Raw genomic sequence first — 15,659 nt, 5'->3', positions numbered from 1 at the left:
CCATTCAAGAGTCCATCCAGGAGAACGAGATGATTGGCAACATTCGTCTCATACTCACACAGCGGGTCACGATTTGGCGCAGATGGCCGGGGCGCTGCACCAGACGGTTGCGCGTTTTAAGGTCTAAGTTGATCCGGTGGGTGGTTGTGTCGGGGCTCAGGACCAGCCCCAGAACTGCAACCACCAGCCAAACCCTACCAAGCCGATGGCGAGTAACAGCCAAGTGCTGGCAGCGCAGCGGCGAACCTGGGAAATGCCTTCGCGATCCAGCCGTTTCCATCCCAGCCACAGACTCCAGCCCATCGCGGCCAGTAACAAGCAGGCCCTGGCCGGTTGTACCCACTCCAGCAACAGCCCTTCATAGCGAAGCAATTTTACCGTTGTGGCCGACAGCCCGAGAAACAGTCCCGCACCACCCAAGGGCGTCAGTGTCAGCGCCAGGGGCCGATACAGTGCATGATCTTGCGCCAGTCGCGCTGTCAAGCGCAGAAGGGTCATCAACGTCGCGCCCAACATCATCGAGCTCAAACTCAGATAAAAGACGATGCTGAAACCGTCGAGCCAACTGAAGCTGTCGTTGAGCTGCGGGTAATGGGTGAGGAGCCACCAGGGCGCGTTGTCCTCCAGGGCCCAGAGCTGGTTGTGCTCGACCAGCCATTGGGCGAAGGTTTGTTTAAGGGCGACAAACCATGGGCTGACCGTCCACTGAAATGCACCCATGGCCAGGCCGATCACACCGAACAGCAATAAGCGCGCGTCCCACGGTGATAGCGTCTGTGCTGTTGCGTGAAGAACCTCTTGGTTACTGGAGCGAGCGATCAACTGAACAGCACCGCGTTGTCCGCTGCAGCGTCCGCAGGCATGACAGTCACTGGCGCCTTGCATGCGACGGATATCGAGCAAGGGCGCGCAGTTGGGTGGAGGCAGGCGTGGTGCGGAGTTTTCACTCCAGCGTTGTTCGTCGACCTGAAAATGTACGGGAGCCAGGCGGGCGAGCAGGGCGAAGACGCCGCTGACCGGGCACAGGTAACGACACCAGACCCGCTTGCCCCGGGCGAACAGCAACCCGACGACGACCGCCGCAACGGTCGAGCCGCCCAGAATCAACATCACTGCCTGGGCGTAATCATAGACGCTGATTAATTGGCCGTAGAGGGTCGTCAGGCAGAACGCCAGGGTTGGCCAGCCGCCCCAGCGCAGCCAGCGCGGCACACCCAAACCTTTTCCGTAATAACTGGCCCATTCGGTGAGTGAGCCTTCTGGACAGAGAACGCCGCACCAGAGTCGGCCGAACAACACGATTGACAGCAGCACGAATGGCCACCAAATGCCCCAGAACAAAAACTGCGCGAACAAGGTCAGGTTATCGAGCAGCCGTGCCTGGCTGTCCGGCAGCGGCAACACCGCCGGTACCACCAACAGCAACACGTAGACCGTTACGATGACCCACTGCACCGCACGGATGACGGATGCATGGTGACGCATGCCGTCACCCAGGCGCTGGAGCCATCGATTGCGTCGATTCAGTTCAGGCATGGGACGTTGTCCGGTGTACGGCGCCGTAGCCAGCCGCCGACGGTCAGCCAGTAACCGACCCACACCAGCAAAGTCAGGCCGCTGGGGGTTGATCGATAACCGGTAAAACCGGCCAGAAAACCACCCAATCCATAGCTGTCGCTCAACCCTGCGCTGCTGTCCCAAAGGGCTTCGCCAACGCTGCTGTAAACCATCTCCGGCAAATCCAGGGCCAGCAATTGGCCGCTGATTCGTTCGATACCGCTGATCAACAATGCCGCACCGAGCAGGAGCAAAACTGCTTCGCTGATCGCAAAGAATCGCTGCAATGAAATGAACCGGTGAGTGCTATGCAGTAGGCCGATGGTCAGCCCAGACAGCACCAGTCCCAATACGCCGCCCATGGCAAACAAGCCGAGTTGCGGACCTCGCAGCCGAGCACCGGCGCCATAGAGAAACACCACCGTTTCACTGCCTTCACGGCTGACGGCGAGCATGGCCAGCAACAACAACCCCACGCCGCCTCGCCGGGCCAGGTGACTGTCGGCGTGGCGGCGTAAATCGTGTTTGAGCCTACGTCCGTGGCGATGCATCCAACCGACCATTTGCACTATCAGCAAGCTGGCAACCAACGCCAGTGCGGCCTGGAACCATTCGCTGCCTGACCCGCTCATGGCGTCACCGGCAAACAGAATCAGCACAGCGAGCAGGCCCGAGAGCATCAACCCCAGCACCACACCTGCCCACAGGTATTTGAGCAGGCGACTCCCTTGGCTTTGCTGGCTGGCCCAGGCCTGGAGAATACCGATCACCAGCAGCGCCTCGACGCTTTCGCGCCAGACGATGAACATTGATTGATTCATTGAAACTCCATCATGACGAGGCTATTTCGCGAGGATGCCGCCTTCGGGCAATTGCGGATTGAACTCGTCGAAGAAGGGGTAGTGACCGGGCCTGAGGGGGTGAATAACCACGAATGTCGTCACCCCCGGAGACAGGACTTTTTCAACCCGCAACGGCGTGCTCTCGAACTCTGCCGGACCCTGGCCGATGTTTTTCAGGATGATTTTGAAGCGCTTTCCGGCCGGCACCTCAAGCAGGGCAGGGGTGAAGTGGCCATCGCGCAGGCTGAGTTCATAGCTCTGTAAATCGGCATAGGCCGTCAACGGCGCAACTGCTCCGGCCAGCATCAGCCAGGCAAAGTGCCGACGCTTCATTCAATAACCACCTTTTTTACCAATGCCGGCGTAGATGAACTCGTAGTGCAGTTCGCAGCGTTCGAACCACGGCGCAACACCGGTTTCCTTGTCGGTATGACGCCCGAGGGATCCATGACCGCTGGGCGGCAGGACGGTGAAGGTCAGCTGATATTTGCCCGGACCTAGCAGCTTCACATTGTCGCCGTAGTGCGGGCCGTCATTGGCGACCATGGCGTGGAAATCACCGCTGAGTTCCGGGTCGCTGCCATGTTTTTTCAGGTTGAAAGAGACGTTGAGGTAGGGCACGAAACTGCCTTCCTGGAAGCCCTGCCGATTGTCCGCAGTGGCCCGAATGTCAGCTTCCAGATGTACATCGGAATCCGCGGTGGCCCGCATCATCCCGGCAGGCTCCATCTCGATCGGCTGTAAATACACCGCCCCGACTTCCAGCCCAGGGCACAACTGTGGCTCACCGATCGGGTATTCCTTGGCGTGAGCCAGCGGTGTGAGCAAGAGCAGGGCAAGCGAAAGCGACAAGGGGGTACGCATAATTTCTTCCTGGGCATTGGCGAGTAGGAGCCCGAGTCTAGGAAGCTTTGGTGCGAACAATAATGATTGTTATCAAGTTTCGAGCAATTAAACCGATGGCTCATCACGTTGGCGAAATCGCTGGGCGCGCTCGACGCTGTTGATCATCTGTTCGGCTGCGTGAATGGTCAACGGATGCTGAATAAAACCGGGTCTGGGGGAAATGTAGGTGGCCATTTCCCGGGCAACGGCGAGCTGGTGTTCGGAGCCTTCGGCCAGCAGGGCGATGACCAGGTTCTCCAGGGCAATCACTCGGACACGCAGATGAACCAGTTCGGCGTTCGTCAAGGTTGGAGGAGCGGCAAAAACTTCGTCATCGAGCGAGGTTGCGGCGTTTTGATTGTCCCAGGTCGACAGGGTTGGATGGTCACTAGGGAAAGGATTTTTATTGAGCATGAGAAACGTCTCCAAGTTTATTCAGCCGTTAGCTTAGCCCCGGGATTGCGAAAGAGGGACCCGCCCGATGTCGATGACGCGGAGTTTATTCCCTTGCCGAAAGGGCTTCCGTTGCCCTGAGGAGGAATCCGGCCCTGTCTTGGATCATCGACTTCGTTTGCTGGGCGACGATCCAAGCAGCGTTTTAGGCGAGTCGGATCGGCTCTTAATGACGGCAGTTGATTTTCGTATTGACATATCGGTAAATCCAGATACGATTGTGTTATGGAAGTGATCGAAATATTTAAAGCCCTCTCGAATCCTACACGCCTTCAAATCTTGAAAGGCTTGAAGGATCCCGCAAAAAACTTCCCTCCTCAGGATGAAGGGGACGTTCTCACGGTGGGGGTCTGCGTCAGTAGTATTCAAGAAGGCATCGGGCTGTCGCAGTCGACGGTGTCCGGCTATCTGGCCACTCTGCAACGAGTCGGTCTGGTCGAAGTCAGGCGCATTGGTCAGTGGACTTACTACAAGCGCAATGAAGCAAACATCAGTGCACTTGCCGAGATCCTTAAGAAGGAATTGTAATTTTTTGCTGCAGGACATCTAGATATTCAGATATTCCTTTTTATGGATTCGAAGATTCATAAATGAGAGCGATGATACTTAAATCATTTGGCGGCCCGGGTTGATTCGAACTCTTCGACGCCCCCAAGCCCGTGCCGCGTTCAAGACAAGTTCGGTGCGGGTATCCGTTCTCGATTTCCATCCCGCCCCTTGATTCTCAACCCCACATCGAGATTGCACCGCAGGCCCCTCATGCCTTTTTTCGAAACCTATGCTTTTCATCTTAAAGATGCTTCGCACGACGACTATTGCCGCCCCGCTGATTTTTTTGCTTGCGATACGTTAATCGAGCAGGAAGAGTTTGAGGAGCCAGGCGTCCCACACGCCACTGAACTCCGCGCACGTGCAAATGCTGCTCCTCGCCCTTCAAGCAGGGCGACAGTAGGCATTAAAAAGTGACGTTCTACCCAATGCGCAATTGCACGAACTTAACAGCTCAATTACATCGCCCCGAACCAGCATCCTTCGGCAGTAGCATTGTAGGGCGGGGTGTGTCGCAAGAAGGGGAAGCATTGAGAGAGTCTTGATGGGGCTTTTGAGGCGAGTACCGGCGCCTCATAGGCAGCGACGGCAAGCGCGGTAGGATTGTCGGCTTTGGGGTTTGGGAGCAACGGAACAGAAAGTGCACTTAAGCTCGGATACCCTGGTTTCGCGACCTACCCACAGACTTACCCGGACTGATTTTTCACGGAGCGGCCGTCGGTTCAGGTGCGAAATATTTCGTATGGCTTTTCAGAAATGCCCTGCAGCGCACCTGAAAGCCTTGCAATAGGATGTTCAGCTGACTAAAAAGGAGCGTCATGTATGGCTAACCACGGTTATATGACCCTCACCGGTAAGGCTCAAGGACTGATTTCGGCGGGTTGTTCAACCCAAGACTCTATTGGTAATAAGTGTCAGACCGGGCATGTCGACGAAATCATAGTGCTGTCTTACACCCACAATATGGTCAACATCGGAAATATTGATAAGCCAACACATAGTCCAATCATTATCACCAAAAACGTTGATAAAGCCTCGCCGCTACTCGCTCAAGCACTCTCAACTAGAGAGGAAATAAACTGCACAATTGGTTTTTATCGAGTGTCTTCTTTTGGCATGCAGGAAAAATTCTATTCAGTATCGATCAATGGCGGAATTATTGCCGATCTGACACTTGAGATGCCTCATGCCATTTTGCAAAGCGACGCAGAACCTCAAGAGCACCTTGCTATTCTCACGTGGACCCACCACGCTGCTGGTACCAGCGGATATAGCACGTGGGGAAATAACGAATGAAACCAACAAGCGAAAGTTGCATACCTGGTAGCTGTGATTATTGGATGGTTAGCCAAGCCGCCGCAAAGCTGGGTAGTCAAGCCAGCACATTAGGCGCTAGACATATTAAAGATGGAACGCTGCGCTTGCAATTCAACAGAGAGGTTTCTTATTACGCCAGAGGCATTGTTAATGACGTTTCTCAGGGTAATAAAAGCGCTGAGCAGGGATTAAAGAGCTAAAGGATGAGCAAAACAGTCTACTCAGTCAGGCAAGAGACGTTGCCTTACGAGGAGCAAGCGTTATCTCGGGAACGCTTCAGTTTGCTGCGGGCGCTGGGATTTGCTACGCCTCCGTGGGCACACTTTGCCTTTTCGCCGGAGCGCCCATGATGCTCAATGGAGCTAATAATATCTATGAAAATGGGCGCAACCTTTTCGAGAACCGTACCGATACCGTAGGGCCAGTAAGAACAGGTTATCGCGCCGTTTCTGAAATGCTGGGGAAAGGTAATTGTGAAGCCGATGTGGCCTATGGAATGGTTGACTTGAGTTCGTCAGCCTACGGCATAGGCAGAATGGTATTAAAACCCGATGCTTGGCGTTTTTTTAGATACGTAAATACGGATTATGTTAGAGGATATCAACAAGCTACGCGAGGAGGCTTTATCTTCGATAGATTGATGGGCAGTGCGACTGCAAAAACCATGTATGGCGCGTGCTACCCTTCTAATGAGTAACTTTATTTTTTGTTTCATCTTCGTGCTGATAACGGTGCTTCTGTACTGGCCTTCCTACTGGGCATACTTCGCGTTTTCAGGTCGAAATTTTTCCCCCTTTAAATTTTGGGGAGTTGGTATCTACAACGTACTATTCGGCTCTATTCACGTTTTGTATGTGCAAGACAGCACGCTACCATTTATGGGGCACGTAGATAACTCCGTAATGGGCTGGCTATCCCTTGTTATGATATTTGTCTATGCGTTTACCCTTCCAGCTAATTGGGAACGGAAACGCTGGTTTTTCCGAAAGTAAATTCACACCGAATCAATACCCATCCAGAAGGCCTTCAAAGATGCCTTCTGGTTATCCTCACAGGTCATCGTCTGGATTCCGCAGTGACCGCAGCTCACCACGGGCGACTTCTTCCGGAACGGCGAAGGAGTACCGTCTTAACATATTGATGTGCTCGAAGATCAGCGGCGACAGTCGAACCAGATCCTCGTCCTGCACCGGATAGCCGTGCTGCTTTAGCTGCTCGTGAGCGGTAGGGCAGGTTGGCAGGACGGGCAGTCATTTTACCAAGTGGTATCGGGCCAGTGAGCACGAACGTCAGTTGGCCCGATGAGTCCTTGCACTGTGAAAGCCTTAGAAAGCAGGATCACCTGTAGCGAAAGCCGCTCCCTCAATGTGATAGACCTGCGGTTCTTCCGAGAAGTATTCCTCCAGGCCGAGCATGAACACTCGATGGTCTTCACTCGCTTCGAAGCCCGGCGTGTGATCCTCCAGTGAAGCCCAGCGCACGATCAGGTTGAATTGCTCCGGGGTTTCGATCCCTGCGGCCAGCATGTGCCCGCCGTAACCTTTTGCGCGGGTGAGCAAAGGGGCGACCTCGGCAAATGCACGTTGAAACTTTTCAACGCGGTCTTTGTGAATCGGTAGCACAGCGATTTCATAAATCATGGCGTTCCTCGACAATGACTTGAACAGAAGTACCCACTTACGGGATCAGCGACGGCTCGACGGCAATCACGATCTTGCCTTGAAGCCCGTTGTTCGGTGTCTCCAGCTTTGCATGGGCTTGCCCAAGGTCGGCCAGTGAATACACGTCGCCCACGTGCGGGCGCAGCTGACCGCGTTCTACCAGCGCGCTCAACTCATCGAGCTTGCCGCGGTTTTGGCGGGTGAAAACGAAGTGATAACTCGCGTTCTTGCCCCAGGCCTGAACCAGGTTCTGCGGCTGGGCGATGTCCACAATCGAGACCACGCGGCCCAATTGAGCGAGCACGTCGGGACTGCGCGTCAACGTGTTGCCGCCGATGGTGTCGAACACCACATCGACTCCGCGGCCATCCGTTTCCCGATTGATGACGTCGACGTAATCCTCTTTTTCGTAGTCGATGACCACATCGGCCCCCATGCCTCGAGCGAACTCAAAATTTGCTTCGCGCACGGTGGTGAAGACCCGGGCGCCAATGGCTTTTGCCACCTGGATCGCGATATGACCTACGCCACCCGCGCCGCCGTGGATCAGAATGCTTTCCCCGACTCTGAGCACTGCACGCCCAGTCAGTGCTTCCCACACCGTGCCACCCACCAGAGTCAAGCTGGCCGCCTCAAGATGACTCAGGGATGCCGGCTTCTTACCGATAATGCTTTCGTCCGCCACGTGGTACTCGGCATAACTTCCTGGGCCGTCAAATATTTGCGGGGTGTACCAGACTTCGTCGCCGGGCGCGAAAGCCGTCACACCCGGCCCGACTTCTTCGACAACGCCCGAGACGTCGTGACCGGTAATCGCCGGCAGTGGCACCAGGTCGGCATAATCGCCGCGTCGGACCTGATAATCCAAAGGATTGATGGAGGTGGCGTGCACCTTGACCAAGACTTCTCCCGAGCCCGGCACTGGTTTGGGCACCTCGCTAAGTTCGAACGATTCCGGGCCACCGAAGGACTTGAGTATCATCGCTTTCATAAAAAATCCTCACATCTATAAAAAGGCATATCGAGATATATCGATATATTGGGTGAAAAATTACAGCTCTTTTCACTATGATCTCGGCAGGCACACCTTCATCCTGCGCAGGGAAGTTCTTCACCGGGTCCTTCAAGCCTTTCAAGATTTCAAGGCGTGTAGGGTTTGAGAGGGCTCTGAACATTTCGATCAATTCCATAACACGATCATATCTAGATTTATCGATATGTCAATACATGAGTCGGCCGCCGGTATTTAGCACCTGCCGACTCTGTACCAGATGGCGCTATTACTTCAGCACCATCAGCCTTGGTTACCCCCGTACTCACTCGACAGGCGCGCAAATTCGCCGTTCCGCTGCCAATGCAATCAATGCCCAGGTCGATGACTTCATAACTCGCGCCGTTTTCCTATGCTTCGAATACCCGCAAATCGAGAGTTCAGAGCACAGCTTTCACCTGCAAACCGAGCACCAGCGCATTGTCGATGTCTTGTCCGGAAAACGCGCCCGGTTCGATGATGTATTGCACATTCGGGCGCAGCGTCAGCCAAGGCGTTGCTTGATAGCCGTAGCCAAGCTCGATCAGTTGTTCGGCACTGTCCAGGTTCGGGGACATTGTGCCATTGGCGAGCGCAGCGTTTTGCTGCATCTCCCGGCTGCGCGGGTTAGGTACCGCCCGGCCATAGCCCAGAGCGACGGTGTCCCGCGGGCGACCTTCGAAGGGTTTGTACAGAACCACGCCTGTGCCGTACCACTTGCTGAACGGTGAAGCCGCTTCGCTGGCCGACGAGTATTGACCGAAGGCGTGCAGGCTGCGACCCTCGGACGATTGCGAACTCCACACGGCCTGATCAATCAGCAGGTAATGACCGCCGCGACCGGACACTTCTTTATCGCTGCCGATGCGATCCACGTTGGAACTGTCGTAGTAATAGCCAACCTTATACTCGCCGGGCAAGGCCCCCGCGTGTTTGTAAACCAGTTCGATTGGCACCACGGTACCCGTTGTGTGCTTGGGTCCCAAATGCCAGGCGCGACTGGAGTTGCCGTTGCTCTCAGGGTCGACATTAAAGGCCGCCACTCGCAGCTGCCACGAGGACGACAGGTCGTACTTTACCCGCACGCCCAGGTGGGCGTTGGGGTAGTTAGTCCAGCCACTACCGCCGGACATGTTCAGCGGATGGCCGCAAAAACCAGCATTCATGAAGTTGCAGAGAATGCCACTGTCCAGGCCACCGAGGTCATTGCCCATGGCCATGTAACCCAGTTTCACGTTGAGCGCCGGGGTGAACAAAGTGCGCTCATAACTCAGTTCGGTCAGACGCGTGTAAAGACCGCCGTAGTTTTCCTGAATAGGCAGACGGTTGCCGACCAGATCCTCGGAGGCGCTGTTGCCGCGCCGGTCGTTGATGGTCAACTGAACCTTGCCGGCATTGTCCAAGCCATACAGTTTGCTCAGGTCGAACTGGACGCCGAGTTTGATGTTCTGCGAGTAACGGGTCGAACGGTGCAGACCGCCATCGGCGTTGTAAGCAGTTTCGCCGCTGTAATCGCCGGTGAATTTGATGCCACTCTGATCCATCTGGTGGCGCAGACCACCCCAATCACCGGTCAGGGTATTTCGGGTCAAAAGGTTCGGATCGGTATCGGCGAAGGCGGGCAGGGCGGTGCTGCAGGTGAGGCCTAGCAGCAAGCCGTTGAGCCAGCCTGCAGGAGAAAAGCGAACAGCTAAAAACATGTGAGTCTTCCTGCTGGAATCTGAATGGTTTCGCAAAGCGGCGCGGCACCCGCAGGTGCCGCGCACAGAGAGATTGCCCCCCAGTGAGGCGGGCACAGCGGTTTACGGCAAGGCGTAAGCGATCACGTAGTCGCCACGATCAGTCGACTGGCGCGCACCACCGGCAGTGATGACGATGTACTGCTTGCCGGTCTTCGGCGAAACGTAAGTCATCGGGCCGCCCTGACTGCCGACTGGCAGGCGCGACTTCCAGATTTCTTCGCCATTACCGCTATTGAAGGCGCGCAGGTAGAAGTCCTGAGTGCCGGCGATGAAGATCAAGCCACCTTGAGTCGACAGGGTGCCACCGAGGGTCGGCAGACCGATTTTGATCGGCAGGTGCATGCGGATACCCAGCGGCCCTGTGTCTTCCACGGTGCCGACTGGAACTTGCCAGGCGACTTTCTGCGTTTTCATGTCGATGGCAGTCAGCGTGCCGAACGGTGGGGCCTGGCAAGGAATGCCGGCCACCGACAGGAAGCGGTTTTTGTTTACCGCATAAGGCGTGCCTTTGAGCGGCACGGCGCCCATGCCGGTGTTCAGCGATTCACCACCGGACGCGGCTTGGCCCTTGTTCTGCGAGGGGATCATCTGAATCCACAGGCCCAGGCGCATGTCATTGACAAAGATGAAACCGTGCACCGGGTCGGTGGAAATGCTGCCCCAGTTCATGCCGCCCAGCGAGCCCGGGAAGCTCAGGGATTTATCGGTGCCGGGCGCGGTGTACAAGCCGTCGTAGCGCATGCTTTTGAAGTCGATGCGGCAAAGTAACTGGTCGTACGGCGTGGCGCCCCACATGTCGGATTCGGTCAGTTGCTGCGCACCGATCTGCGGCATGCCCAGCGATTTCGGCTGGGTTGGCGAGTACGGTTCGTTGGGGATGTTTGCGGCTTTGACCGGCACTTCTTTAACCTCGGTCAGCGGTTTGCCGGTGGCACGGTCGAGCACGTAAATCTGCCCGGCCTTGGTACCTATGACCAGCGCCGGAATGCTTTTACCGTCCTTGGTGAAGTCGATCAGGCTCGGCTGCATCGGCAGATCGAAGTCCCAAAGGTCATTGTGAACGGTCTGGAACACCCACTTTTCTTCACCGCTGTTGGCGTCCAGCGCGAGAATCGAAGCGCCGTAGGTGTGATCGAGTTTGCTGCGCTCCACGCCATAGATGTCGGTCGAGGAACTGCCCATCGGCAGGAATACGGTATTGGTCGCCGCGTCGTAAGACATTGGCGCCCAACTGTTCGGCGTGCTGCGCACATAGGTGCTGCCGTCTGCCGGCGCCTGTTTATCCTGCGGATTGCCCGGGTCGAAGGCCCAACGCATGGCGCCGGTGATGACGTCAAAGCCGCGAATCACACCACCCGGCATGTCGCTCTGCACGTTGTCGGCCACACGACCGCCAACCACCACGGTGGTGCCGGCCATCAACGGGGCGGAGGACAACTGATAGTAGCTGTCCGGGACATCACCCAGACCGGCCTTGAGATCCACCTGACCGTTGTTGCCAAAACCCTGGCAGAACTCGCCAGTGTCGGCATCCACGGCAATCAGACGGGCATCAATGGTGTTGGTCAGCAAACGACGCTGGCAGTTGGCGACAGGTGCGGCTTGAGCCTCTGCGACTGGTGAGCTGGCTGGCTTGGCAACGGCCGCCATGGCGTCGAAATAAGCCATGCCGCGGCATCGCTGCCAGACTTTCGACTGCGCGTTGATCGGGTTTTTCCATAGCTCCTTGCCACTGTCGGCATCGAGCGCGATCAAGTTGTTGTGCGGCGTGCAGATGAACACCTTGTTACCGACTTGCAATGGGGTGAGCTGGTCTTCGGCGCCGTTGCCATCACTTTCGGCGACGTCACCCGTGTGATAAGTCCAGGCCACTTTCAGCTTGTCGACGTTGCCGCGATTGATTTGATCCAGTGCGGCGAAGCGGCTGCCACCTTCGGTATTGCCGTAGTGAGCCCAGTCCTTTTGCGCTTTGTCCGGCTCGACCGGCGTCAGTCCTGGGCCTGTGCCGGTCGCGGCGACTGTCGGGTGTGCAACGAACATATTTCCGGCGGCGACCGCCAGCCCAATCGCCAGTACTGCAGCGATGCCATAGGCGCCACGGCCCGGTACGCCACCGTTGGCACGCTTGAGCAGCGGATAGACCAATGTCACCGCCAGGCCGATCGCGCTGAACATGAACAGGCGCGAGAACACCGGCCAGAACACCAGGCCCGCGTCGCTGATGGCCCAAATGGCTGTACCCACCAAAAACGCAGCAAACAGCCAGGCACCTGCCGGTTTGAAACGCGCGATCAGCAGACCGGAAATGGCCATGACCAGACCACCTGTCAAGAAGTACCAGGAACCTCCCAGGCTGATCAATTTCACGCCGCCTGCAGCCAGTGCCAAGCCGAGCAGGGCGATGATCACGCCCAGCCCGACCAGAATGAATTTCGATACACCCGAGAGGCGTTGACCCTGCGTCATGTTGAATGTCCCGTTGAGATAATGCGCGCATTATATAGGTGACTAACTATCTAGTTAAATTGTAAATTCAGAATCAAGCGTACTCCGCTGCTTTTCTGCGCCTGACCGAAGACGCGCACGCGCCAGGGATTTTGCAGAGTCTGTTGAAACGCCTAAAAAGTCTCTTTTTTGTCAGGCGATAGATGAGTATTGACAGTTATAGACCAAGGCGCAGAAGTGCGAATCGGAGAATCAGCTTGGAACCACCGACAATTAACCGACGAATGGTTAGAGGCACCGCTGTTCGGCTACGCAACTTGCGATCCCGGACGACCCGACCAACCTCGGTGAAATATCCGTAAGCGGCCATGCTGCCGCGGGTGATGAATCAGGGAAGAGGGCGAGTTGATTTATCCAGCCTGTGCCAGGGTCGTAGTCGACTTGAATTTGTTGGGCTGCATCGTCGGCAGTCCGCTGTCAGTTCAGGAATGCAAGGGCCGACAGGCTTCTTCCAGGACGGCGCGTACAGCCTGGCACAGATCATCGGCCCCGGGCGTCTGGCGAAAGTTTCGGACATGTTGTTGGAGGGCGGCGAAAGCAGTCCCTTCGATGACCTTTGCCAGGCTGAGCATCGGGTCTGGCTGGATGTAATGCGGGTGGTCAGGTGCCAGGTGGAGGCCATTGAGATTCTGGTAGTCGGCGTCGATCCAGGCGTACAGGTGATGGTCGAAGTGCTCGGCAAAGCGATAGCGACCGAAGTCCATGATCTGCAGCTGCAGTGGATCGGCGCTGGACTGTCCGGCCAGTTGCACATTGACGCCGTCGATCACCAGTGGCTTGCCTTGGTTGTTCGCCAGTAGCTGTTCCAGTGTCTTGATCACCTGGTTGCTGACCTTGAGTGCTGCGCCGTCGCGTTGCACCTGCAGTTTCCCGTCCTCCTGGCTGACCTGAAAACGCACCGCGCCACAGGTGCTGGCAGTCAGGCCATAACGCCTGAGCAGCAGTTCGGTCTGCATCAAGGCGCCCGCCAGTTCGGCCCCTTGCCAGTAACGTTGCCACTGACAGCGTGGGCGGGTGCAAGGTCGGCGCAATAACAGCACTGCGGGTTCAGGTGGCCGACCGTCATGCCACAAGGCATCGAAGCCCAGGTCAATAACGGCATAGGTCGGCAGCGGTGTGATTGCTTCTTTTGCATGCGTCATGGCCGCCAATACCAGGTGCTCCATCAGCACTTCATGCATGGCTTCGGCCAGGGTCAGCAAACCGTTGGAATGAGGGAGCACGGGGGCTTCATCCGGTGGTACGCCGATGCCCTTGACGTCGAAGAGCACCTGGTCGCTGGAGGGCGAGCACAGCACCGCGGCCCTGCCATAACGGGGCGGACGCCAGGCTGGCACGCGGCGGCCGTCGAGGGCAATAGGCGTGTTGATGCCGTGCGCTGCGGCTTGGCTGCTGGAGATAAAGGCCGCATTGTGCAGCAGCCAACGGTCGATCTCGGCGTGCCCGGTCGTGTCTGCGCACGCTCCCCAGAGAGCGCCTAAGTCGGCCCGAATCGCTGCATAGTTGGCGAACAGGACCCGGGCATTGGCCACCCCCAGCAGTTGTTCTTCGAGCAAGGCCTGGCCACTGTCGGCGTAGTTCGCGAGGCGCTGCACCCTTGGGCCGATGGTGAAGGGCTGGGCCAGGTCATGGACGGGTGAATTCATCGAAGGTCTCCGGCCCAGGCCGCCAGATGCTGTGGATGATCGAGGGCGGCCTGGGGATCGAGTAATATCCAGTTGCGGTGCAGATCCAAAGTGGGCTTCGGCCCTTCGGCCACCTCTGTACGAGTGCCAAGCATGGGTAATTCCCGCAATGCACGGGCGGCCGGGGCACAGACGCCGAGGAGATCGGCATAAGGGCTGTAGCGAAGGTGTTCGAACACCCGGGCATCGCGGGTGCGGATCGGGATGAACTGCCAGCTCGGCGCCAACGCGTCTTGGCTGACCCAAGGGTCCAAGCCATATTGACGCAGCCGTACCAATAACTCGGGTACCTGCTGCCGTAGCCGTTGGGTTCGCGCCTGAGCCGTTGCGACGGCCTGCATCAGGGCGGGCAGGGCGTGGATCGATAAGGGCGGGCTCGACGCCGGGCGTGGCCGAGAGCGTTGGCCTGGCGACCACACATCGATATCGGCATCCATCGGGATGTCACCGAACAGTGCGCCACCGCCGCCGATATCCAGCGGTTTCCCGCTTCCCAGGGAGGTCACCACCCGTGAAGCGCCAGGGCGATTGAGATCCCAGGCGCCGGCGCTGTCTTCGATGATTGGCATCTGGGGCCCTAGTTGTCGACGCAGGGCCGGGATATCACAAGGCAAACCGTATTGATGAACGGCGATCACCGCATCCAGGCTGCTCTCATGACTTTCCAGGGCGGCGCCGCTGAGCAGTAACTCGGCACCGTTTTCGATGATGACCGGCACTGCGCCGGTATTGAGGACAGCCGCCACCACCTGATGGCAGGTCGCCGCCGGAACCGCCACCCGCCAATCGGCCGTGGCGCCCAATTGCCGTAGCGCCAGTTCCAGGGCGGCGGTGCCGCTGCCCACCAAGGCACCGTGACGGCGCGCGTAAAACTGTGCGAGCCAGGACGAGCACGGGAGCCTGTCGGCTTCCCGTGCCCGCCACTGGCCATTGGCAGGGCCTGGGGTTACTTGCATTTGTCCATGGCGCAGGCAGTCAAGGCTTCGATCTTGCACTTGTCCTCGGCGCAGGCAGTCAGGGCTTCGATCTTGCACTTGTCCTCGGCGCAGGCAGTCAGGGCTTCGATCTTGCACTTGTCCTCGGCACAAGCAGTCAAGGCTTCGACTTTGCACTTGTCCATGGCACACGCGGTCAGGGCTTCGGCCCGAGGCCCGCCAATGCGCCAACTGGTGAACTTGCTTTGCGGCAGTGTCGCACGCTTGACCACATCCAGGTGCAAGGTGCGGGCATCGTGATCGTTGCACTCAAGGAGAATCTCGTCCTCGGCAACCGCGAAGTGATCATGCAGCAGGCAGAGTCCGAAGCGATCCAGGTTGCCATGGCGCTCCAGTAGCTCATGCAGGTCATTGATGAATTGCACGTCAGACGCCCCCAGTGGCATAGCTTCGGCAAAGGAGGGATTGGTATGTCCGTTCATAAGGTGTACTCCAATA

General features: G+C 57.3%; 17 protein-coding genes and 2 pseudogenes. 5 read left to right on the top strand and 14 right to left on the bottom strand.

Annotation, left to right across the window (positions count from 1 at the left end; translation table 11 throughout):
- Positions 1-156 precede the first annotated feature (156 nt).
- From BLU75_RS10270 to BLU75_RS10250, 5 genes are all read right to left on the bottom strand, one after another.
- Positions 157-1,536, bottom strand: a complete 1,380-nt coding sequence (locus BLU75_RS10270) for a 4Fe-4S binding protein (protein WP_084376686.1) — start codon at positions 1,534-1,536, stop codon at positions 157-159.
- Positions 1,524-2,378, bottom strand: coding sequence for an FTR1 family iron permease (locus tag BLU75_RS10265; protein WP_084376687.1), 855 nt, complete (start codon positions 2,376-2,378; stop codon positions 1,524-1,526). The genes BLU75_RS10270 and BLU75_RS10265 overlap by 13 nt, the downstream gene beginning before the upstream one ends.
- 21 nt (positions 2,379-2,399) lie before the next feature.
- Positions 2,400-2,732: a cupredoxin domain-containing protein gene (locus BLU75_RS10260; RefSeq protein WP_084376688.1), complete on the bottom strand. Its 333-nt coding sequence runs from the start codon at positions 2,730-2,732 to the stop codon at positions 2,400-2,402.
- Positions 2,733-3,263, bottom strand: a complete 531-nt coding sequence (locus BLU75_RS10255) for an iron transporter (protein WP_084376689.1) — start codon at positions 3,261-3,263, stop codon at positions 2,733-2,735.
- 87 nt (positions 3,264-3,350) lie between these two features.
- On the bottom strand, positions 3,351-3,698 hold the full coding sequence (locus BLU75_RS10250; protein WP_084376690.1) for a hypothetical protein: 348 nt from the start codon (positions 3,696-3,698) through the stop codon (positions 3,351-3,353).
- A gap of 264 nt (positions 3,699-3,962) precedes the next feature.
- Here BLU75_RS10250 and BLU75_RS10245 point away from each other — a divergent pair, with 264 nt between their 5' ends.
- The 5 genes from BLU75_RS10245 (at position 3,963) to BLU75_RS10235 (ending at position 6,300) form a co-directional block, all read left to right on the top strand.
- Positions 3,963-4,265: an ArsR/SmtB family transcription factor gene (locus BLU75_RS10245; RefSeq protein WP_084376691.1), complete on the top strand. Its 303-nt coding sequence runs from the start codon at positions 3,963-3,965 to the stop codon at positions 4,263-4,265.
- A gap of 231 nt (positions 4,266-4,496) precedes the next feature.
- Entirely contained in the window at positions 4,497-4,703 is a 207-nt protein-coding gene (locus BLU75_RS27460; protein ID WP_172832072.1) for a hypothetical protein, read from the top strand.
- A gap of 405 nt (positions 4,704-5,108) precedes the next feature.
- Positions 5,109-5,582, top strand: a complete 474-nt coding sequence (locus BLU75_RS10240; protein WP_084376692.1) for an Hcp family type VI secretion system effector — start codon at positions 5,109-5,111, stop codon at positions 5,580-5,582.
- Positions 5,579-5,803, top strand: a complete 225-nt coding sequence (locus tag BLU75_RS28140) for a hypothetical protein (RefSeq protein ID WP_307652134.1) — start codon at positions 5,579-5,581, stop codon at positions 5,801-5,803. Before BLU75_RS10240 ends, BLU75_RS28140 begins: the two co-directional genes overlap by 4 nt.
- Positions 5,791-6,300, top strand: coding sequence for a DUF4225 domain-containing protein (locus BLU75_RS10235; RefSeq protein WP_331717137.1), 510 nt, complete (start codon positions 5,791-5,793; stop codon positions 6,298-6,300). Before BLU75_RS28140 ends, BLU75_RS10235 begins: the two co-directional genes overlap by 13 nt.
- 352 nt (positions 6,301-6,652) lie before the next feature.
- On the opposite strand, the pseudogene BLU75_RS27235 reads toward BLU75_RS10235, so the two are convergent.
- From BLU75_RS27235 to BLU75_RS10190, 9 genes and pseudogenes are all read right to left on the bottom strand, one after another.
- Positions 6,653-6,817, bottom strand: a pseudogene (locus BLU75_RS27235) (hypothetical protein); the annotation flags it as partial.
- A gap of 111 nt (positions 6,818-6,928) precedes the next feature.
- Complete coding sequence (locus tag BLU75_RS10225) at positions 6,929-7,243, bottom strand: antibiotic biosynthesis monooxygenase family protein (RefSeq protein WP_084376694.1); 315 nt, start codon at positions 7,241-7,243, stop codon at positions 6,929-6,931.
- Positions 7,244-7,280: 37 nt separating this feature from the next.
- On the bottom strand, positions 7,281-8,255 hold the full coding sequence (locus tag BLU75_RS10220) for a zinc-dependent alcohol dehydrogenase family protein (RefSeq protein WP_084376695.1): 975 nt from the start codon (positions 8,253-8,255) through the stop codon (positions 7,281-7,283).
- Positions 8,256-8,349: 94 nt separating this feature from the next.
- A pseudogene (locus BLU75_RS10215) lies at positions 8,350-8,454 on the bottom strand (transcriptional regulator); the annotation flags it as partial.
- Positions 8,455-8,695: 241 nt separating this feature from the next.
- Positions 8,696-9,994, bottom strand: coding sequence for a carbohydrate porin (locus tag BLU75_RS10210; RefSeq protein WP_084376696.1), 1,299 nt, complete (start codon positions 9,992-9,994; stop codon positions 8,696-8,698).
- A gap of 102 nt (positions 9,995-10,096) precedes the next feature.
- Positions 10,097-12,502, bottom strand: a complete 2,406-nt coding sequence (locus tag BLU75_RS10205; protein WP_084376697.1) for a glucose/quinate/shikimate family membrane-bound PQQ-dependent dehydrogenase — start codon at positions 12,500-12,502, stop codon at positions 10,097-10,099.
- 461 nt (positions 12,503-12,963) lie between these two features.
- Positions 12,964-14,187: a hypothetical protein gene (locus BLU75_RS10200; protein WP_084376698.1), complete on the bottom strand. Its 1,224-nt coding sequence runs from the start codon at positions 14,185-14,187 to the stop codon at positions 12,964-12,966.
- Positions 14,184-15,182: a DegT/DnrJ/EryC1/StrS family aminotransferase gene (locus tag BLU75_RS10195; RefSeq protein ID WP_084376699.1), complete on the bottom strand. Its 999-nt coding sequence runs from the start codon at positions 15,180-15,182 to the stop codon at positions 14,184-14,186. Before BLU75_RS10195 ends, BLU75_RS10200 begins: the two co-directional genes overlap by 4 nt.
- Complete coding sequence (locus BLU75_RS10190; RefSeq protein WP_084376700.1) at positions 15,173-15,643, bottom strand: hypothetical protein; 471 nt, start codon at positions 15,641-15,643, stop codon at positions 15,173-15,175. Before BLU75_RS10190 ends, BLU75_RS10195 begins: the two co-directional genes overlap by 10 nt.
- Positions 15,644-15,659 lie beyond the last annotated feature (16 nt).

Source organism: Pseudomonas mucidolens (genome assembly GCF_900106045.1).
Taxonomy (GTDB): domain Bacteria; phylum Pseudomonadota; class Gammaproteobacteria; order Pseudomonadales; family Pseudomonadaceae; genus Aquipseudomonas; species Aquipseudomonas mucidolens.
Note: the sequence above shows the minus strand (reverse complement) of the source record. Positions and strands in the feature narration are given on the sequence as shown.

Coding starts and splice junctions, on each gene's coding strand:
- BLU75_RS10270 (WP_084376686.1), bottom strand. CDS start 1,536: ATGCCTGAACTGAATCGACGCAATCGATGGCTCCAGCGCCTGGGTGAC.
- BLU75_RS10265 (WP_084376687.1), bottom strand. CDS start 2,378: ATGAATCAATCAATGTTCATCGTCTGGCGCGAAAGCGTCGAGGCGCTG.
- BLU75_RS10260 (WP_084376688.1), bottom strand. CDS start 2,732: ATGAAGCGTCGGCACTTTGCCTGGCTGATGCTGGCCGGAGCAGTTGCG.
- BLU75_RS10255 (WP_084376689.1), bottom strand. CDS start 3,263: ATGCGTACCCCCTTGTCGCTTTCGCTTGCCCTGCTCTTGCTCACACCG.
- BLU75_RS10250 (WP_084376690.1), bottom strand. CDS start 3,698: ATGCTCAATAAAAATCCTTTCCCTAGTGACCATCCAACCCTGTCGACC.
- BLU75_RS10245 (WP_084376691.1), top strand. CDS start 3,963: ATGGAAGTGATCGAAATATTTAAAGCCCTCTCGAATCCTACACGCCTT.
- BLU75_RS27460 (WP_172832072.1), top strand. CDS start 4,497: ATGCCTTTTTTCGAAACCTATGCTTTTCATCTTAAAGATGCTTCGCAC.
- BLU75_RS10240 (WP_084376692.1), top strand. CDS start 5,109: ATGGCTAACCACGGTTATATGACCCTCACCGGTAAGGCTCAAGGACTG.
- BLU75_RS28140 (WP_307652134.1), top strand. CDS start 5,579: ATGAAACCAACAAGCGAAAGTTGCATACCTGGTAGCTGTGATTATTGG.
- BLU75_RS10225 (WP_084376694.1), bottom strand. CDS start 7,243: ATGATTTATGAAATCGCTGTGCTACCGATTCACAAAGACCGCGTTGAA.
- BLU75_RS10220 (WP_084376695.1), bottom strand. CDS start 8,255: ATGAAAGCGATGATACTCAAGTCCTTCGGTGGCCCGGAATCGTTCGAA.
- BLU75_RS10210 (WP_084376696.1), bottom strand. CDS start 9,994: ATGTTTTTAGCTGTTCGCTTTTCTCCTGCAGGCTGGCTCAACGGCTTG.
- BLU75_RS10205 (WP_084376697.1), bottom strand. CDS start 12,502: ATGACGCAGGGTCAACGCCTCTCGGGTGTATCGAAATTCATTCTGGTC.
- BLU75_RS10200 (WP_084376698.1), bottom strand. CDS start 14,187: ATGAATTCACCCGTCCATGACCTGGCCCAGCCCTTCACCATCGGCCCA.
- BLU75_RS10195 (WP_084376699.1), bottom strand. CDS start 15,182: ATGCAAGTAACCCCAGGCCCTGCCAATGGCCAGTGGCGGGCACGGGAA.
- BLU75_RS10190 (WP_084376700.1), bottom strand. CDS start 15,643: ATGAACGGACATACCAATCCCTCCTTTGCCGAAGCTATGCCACTGGGG.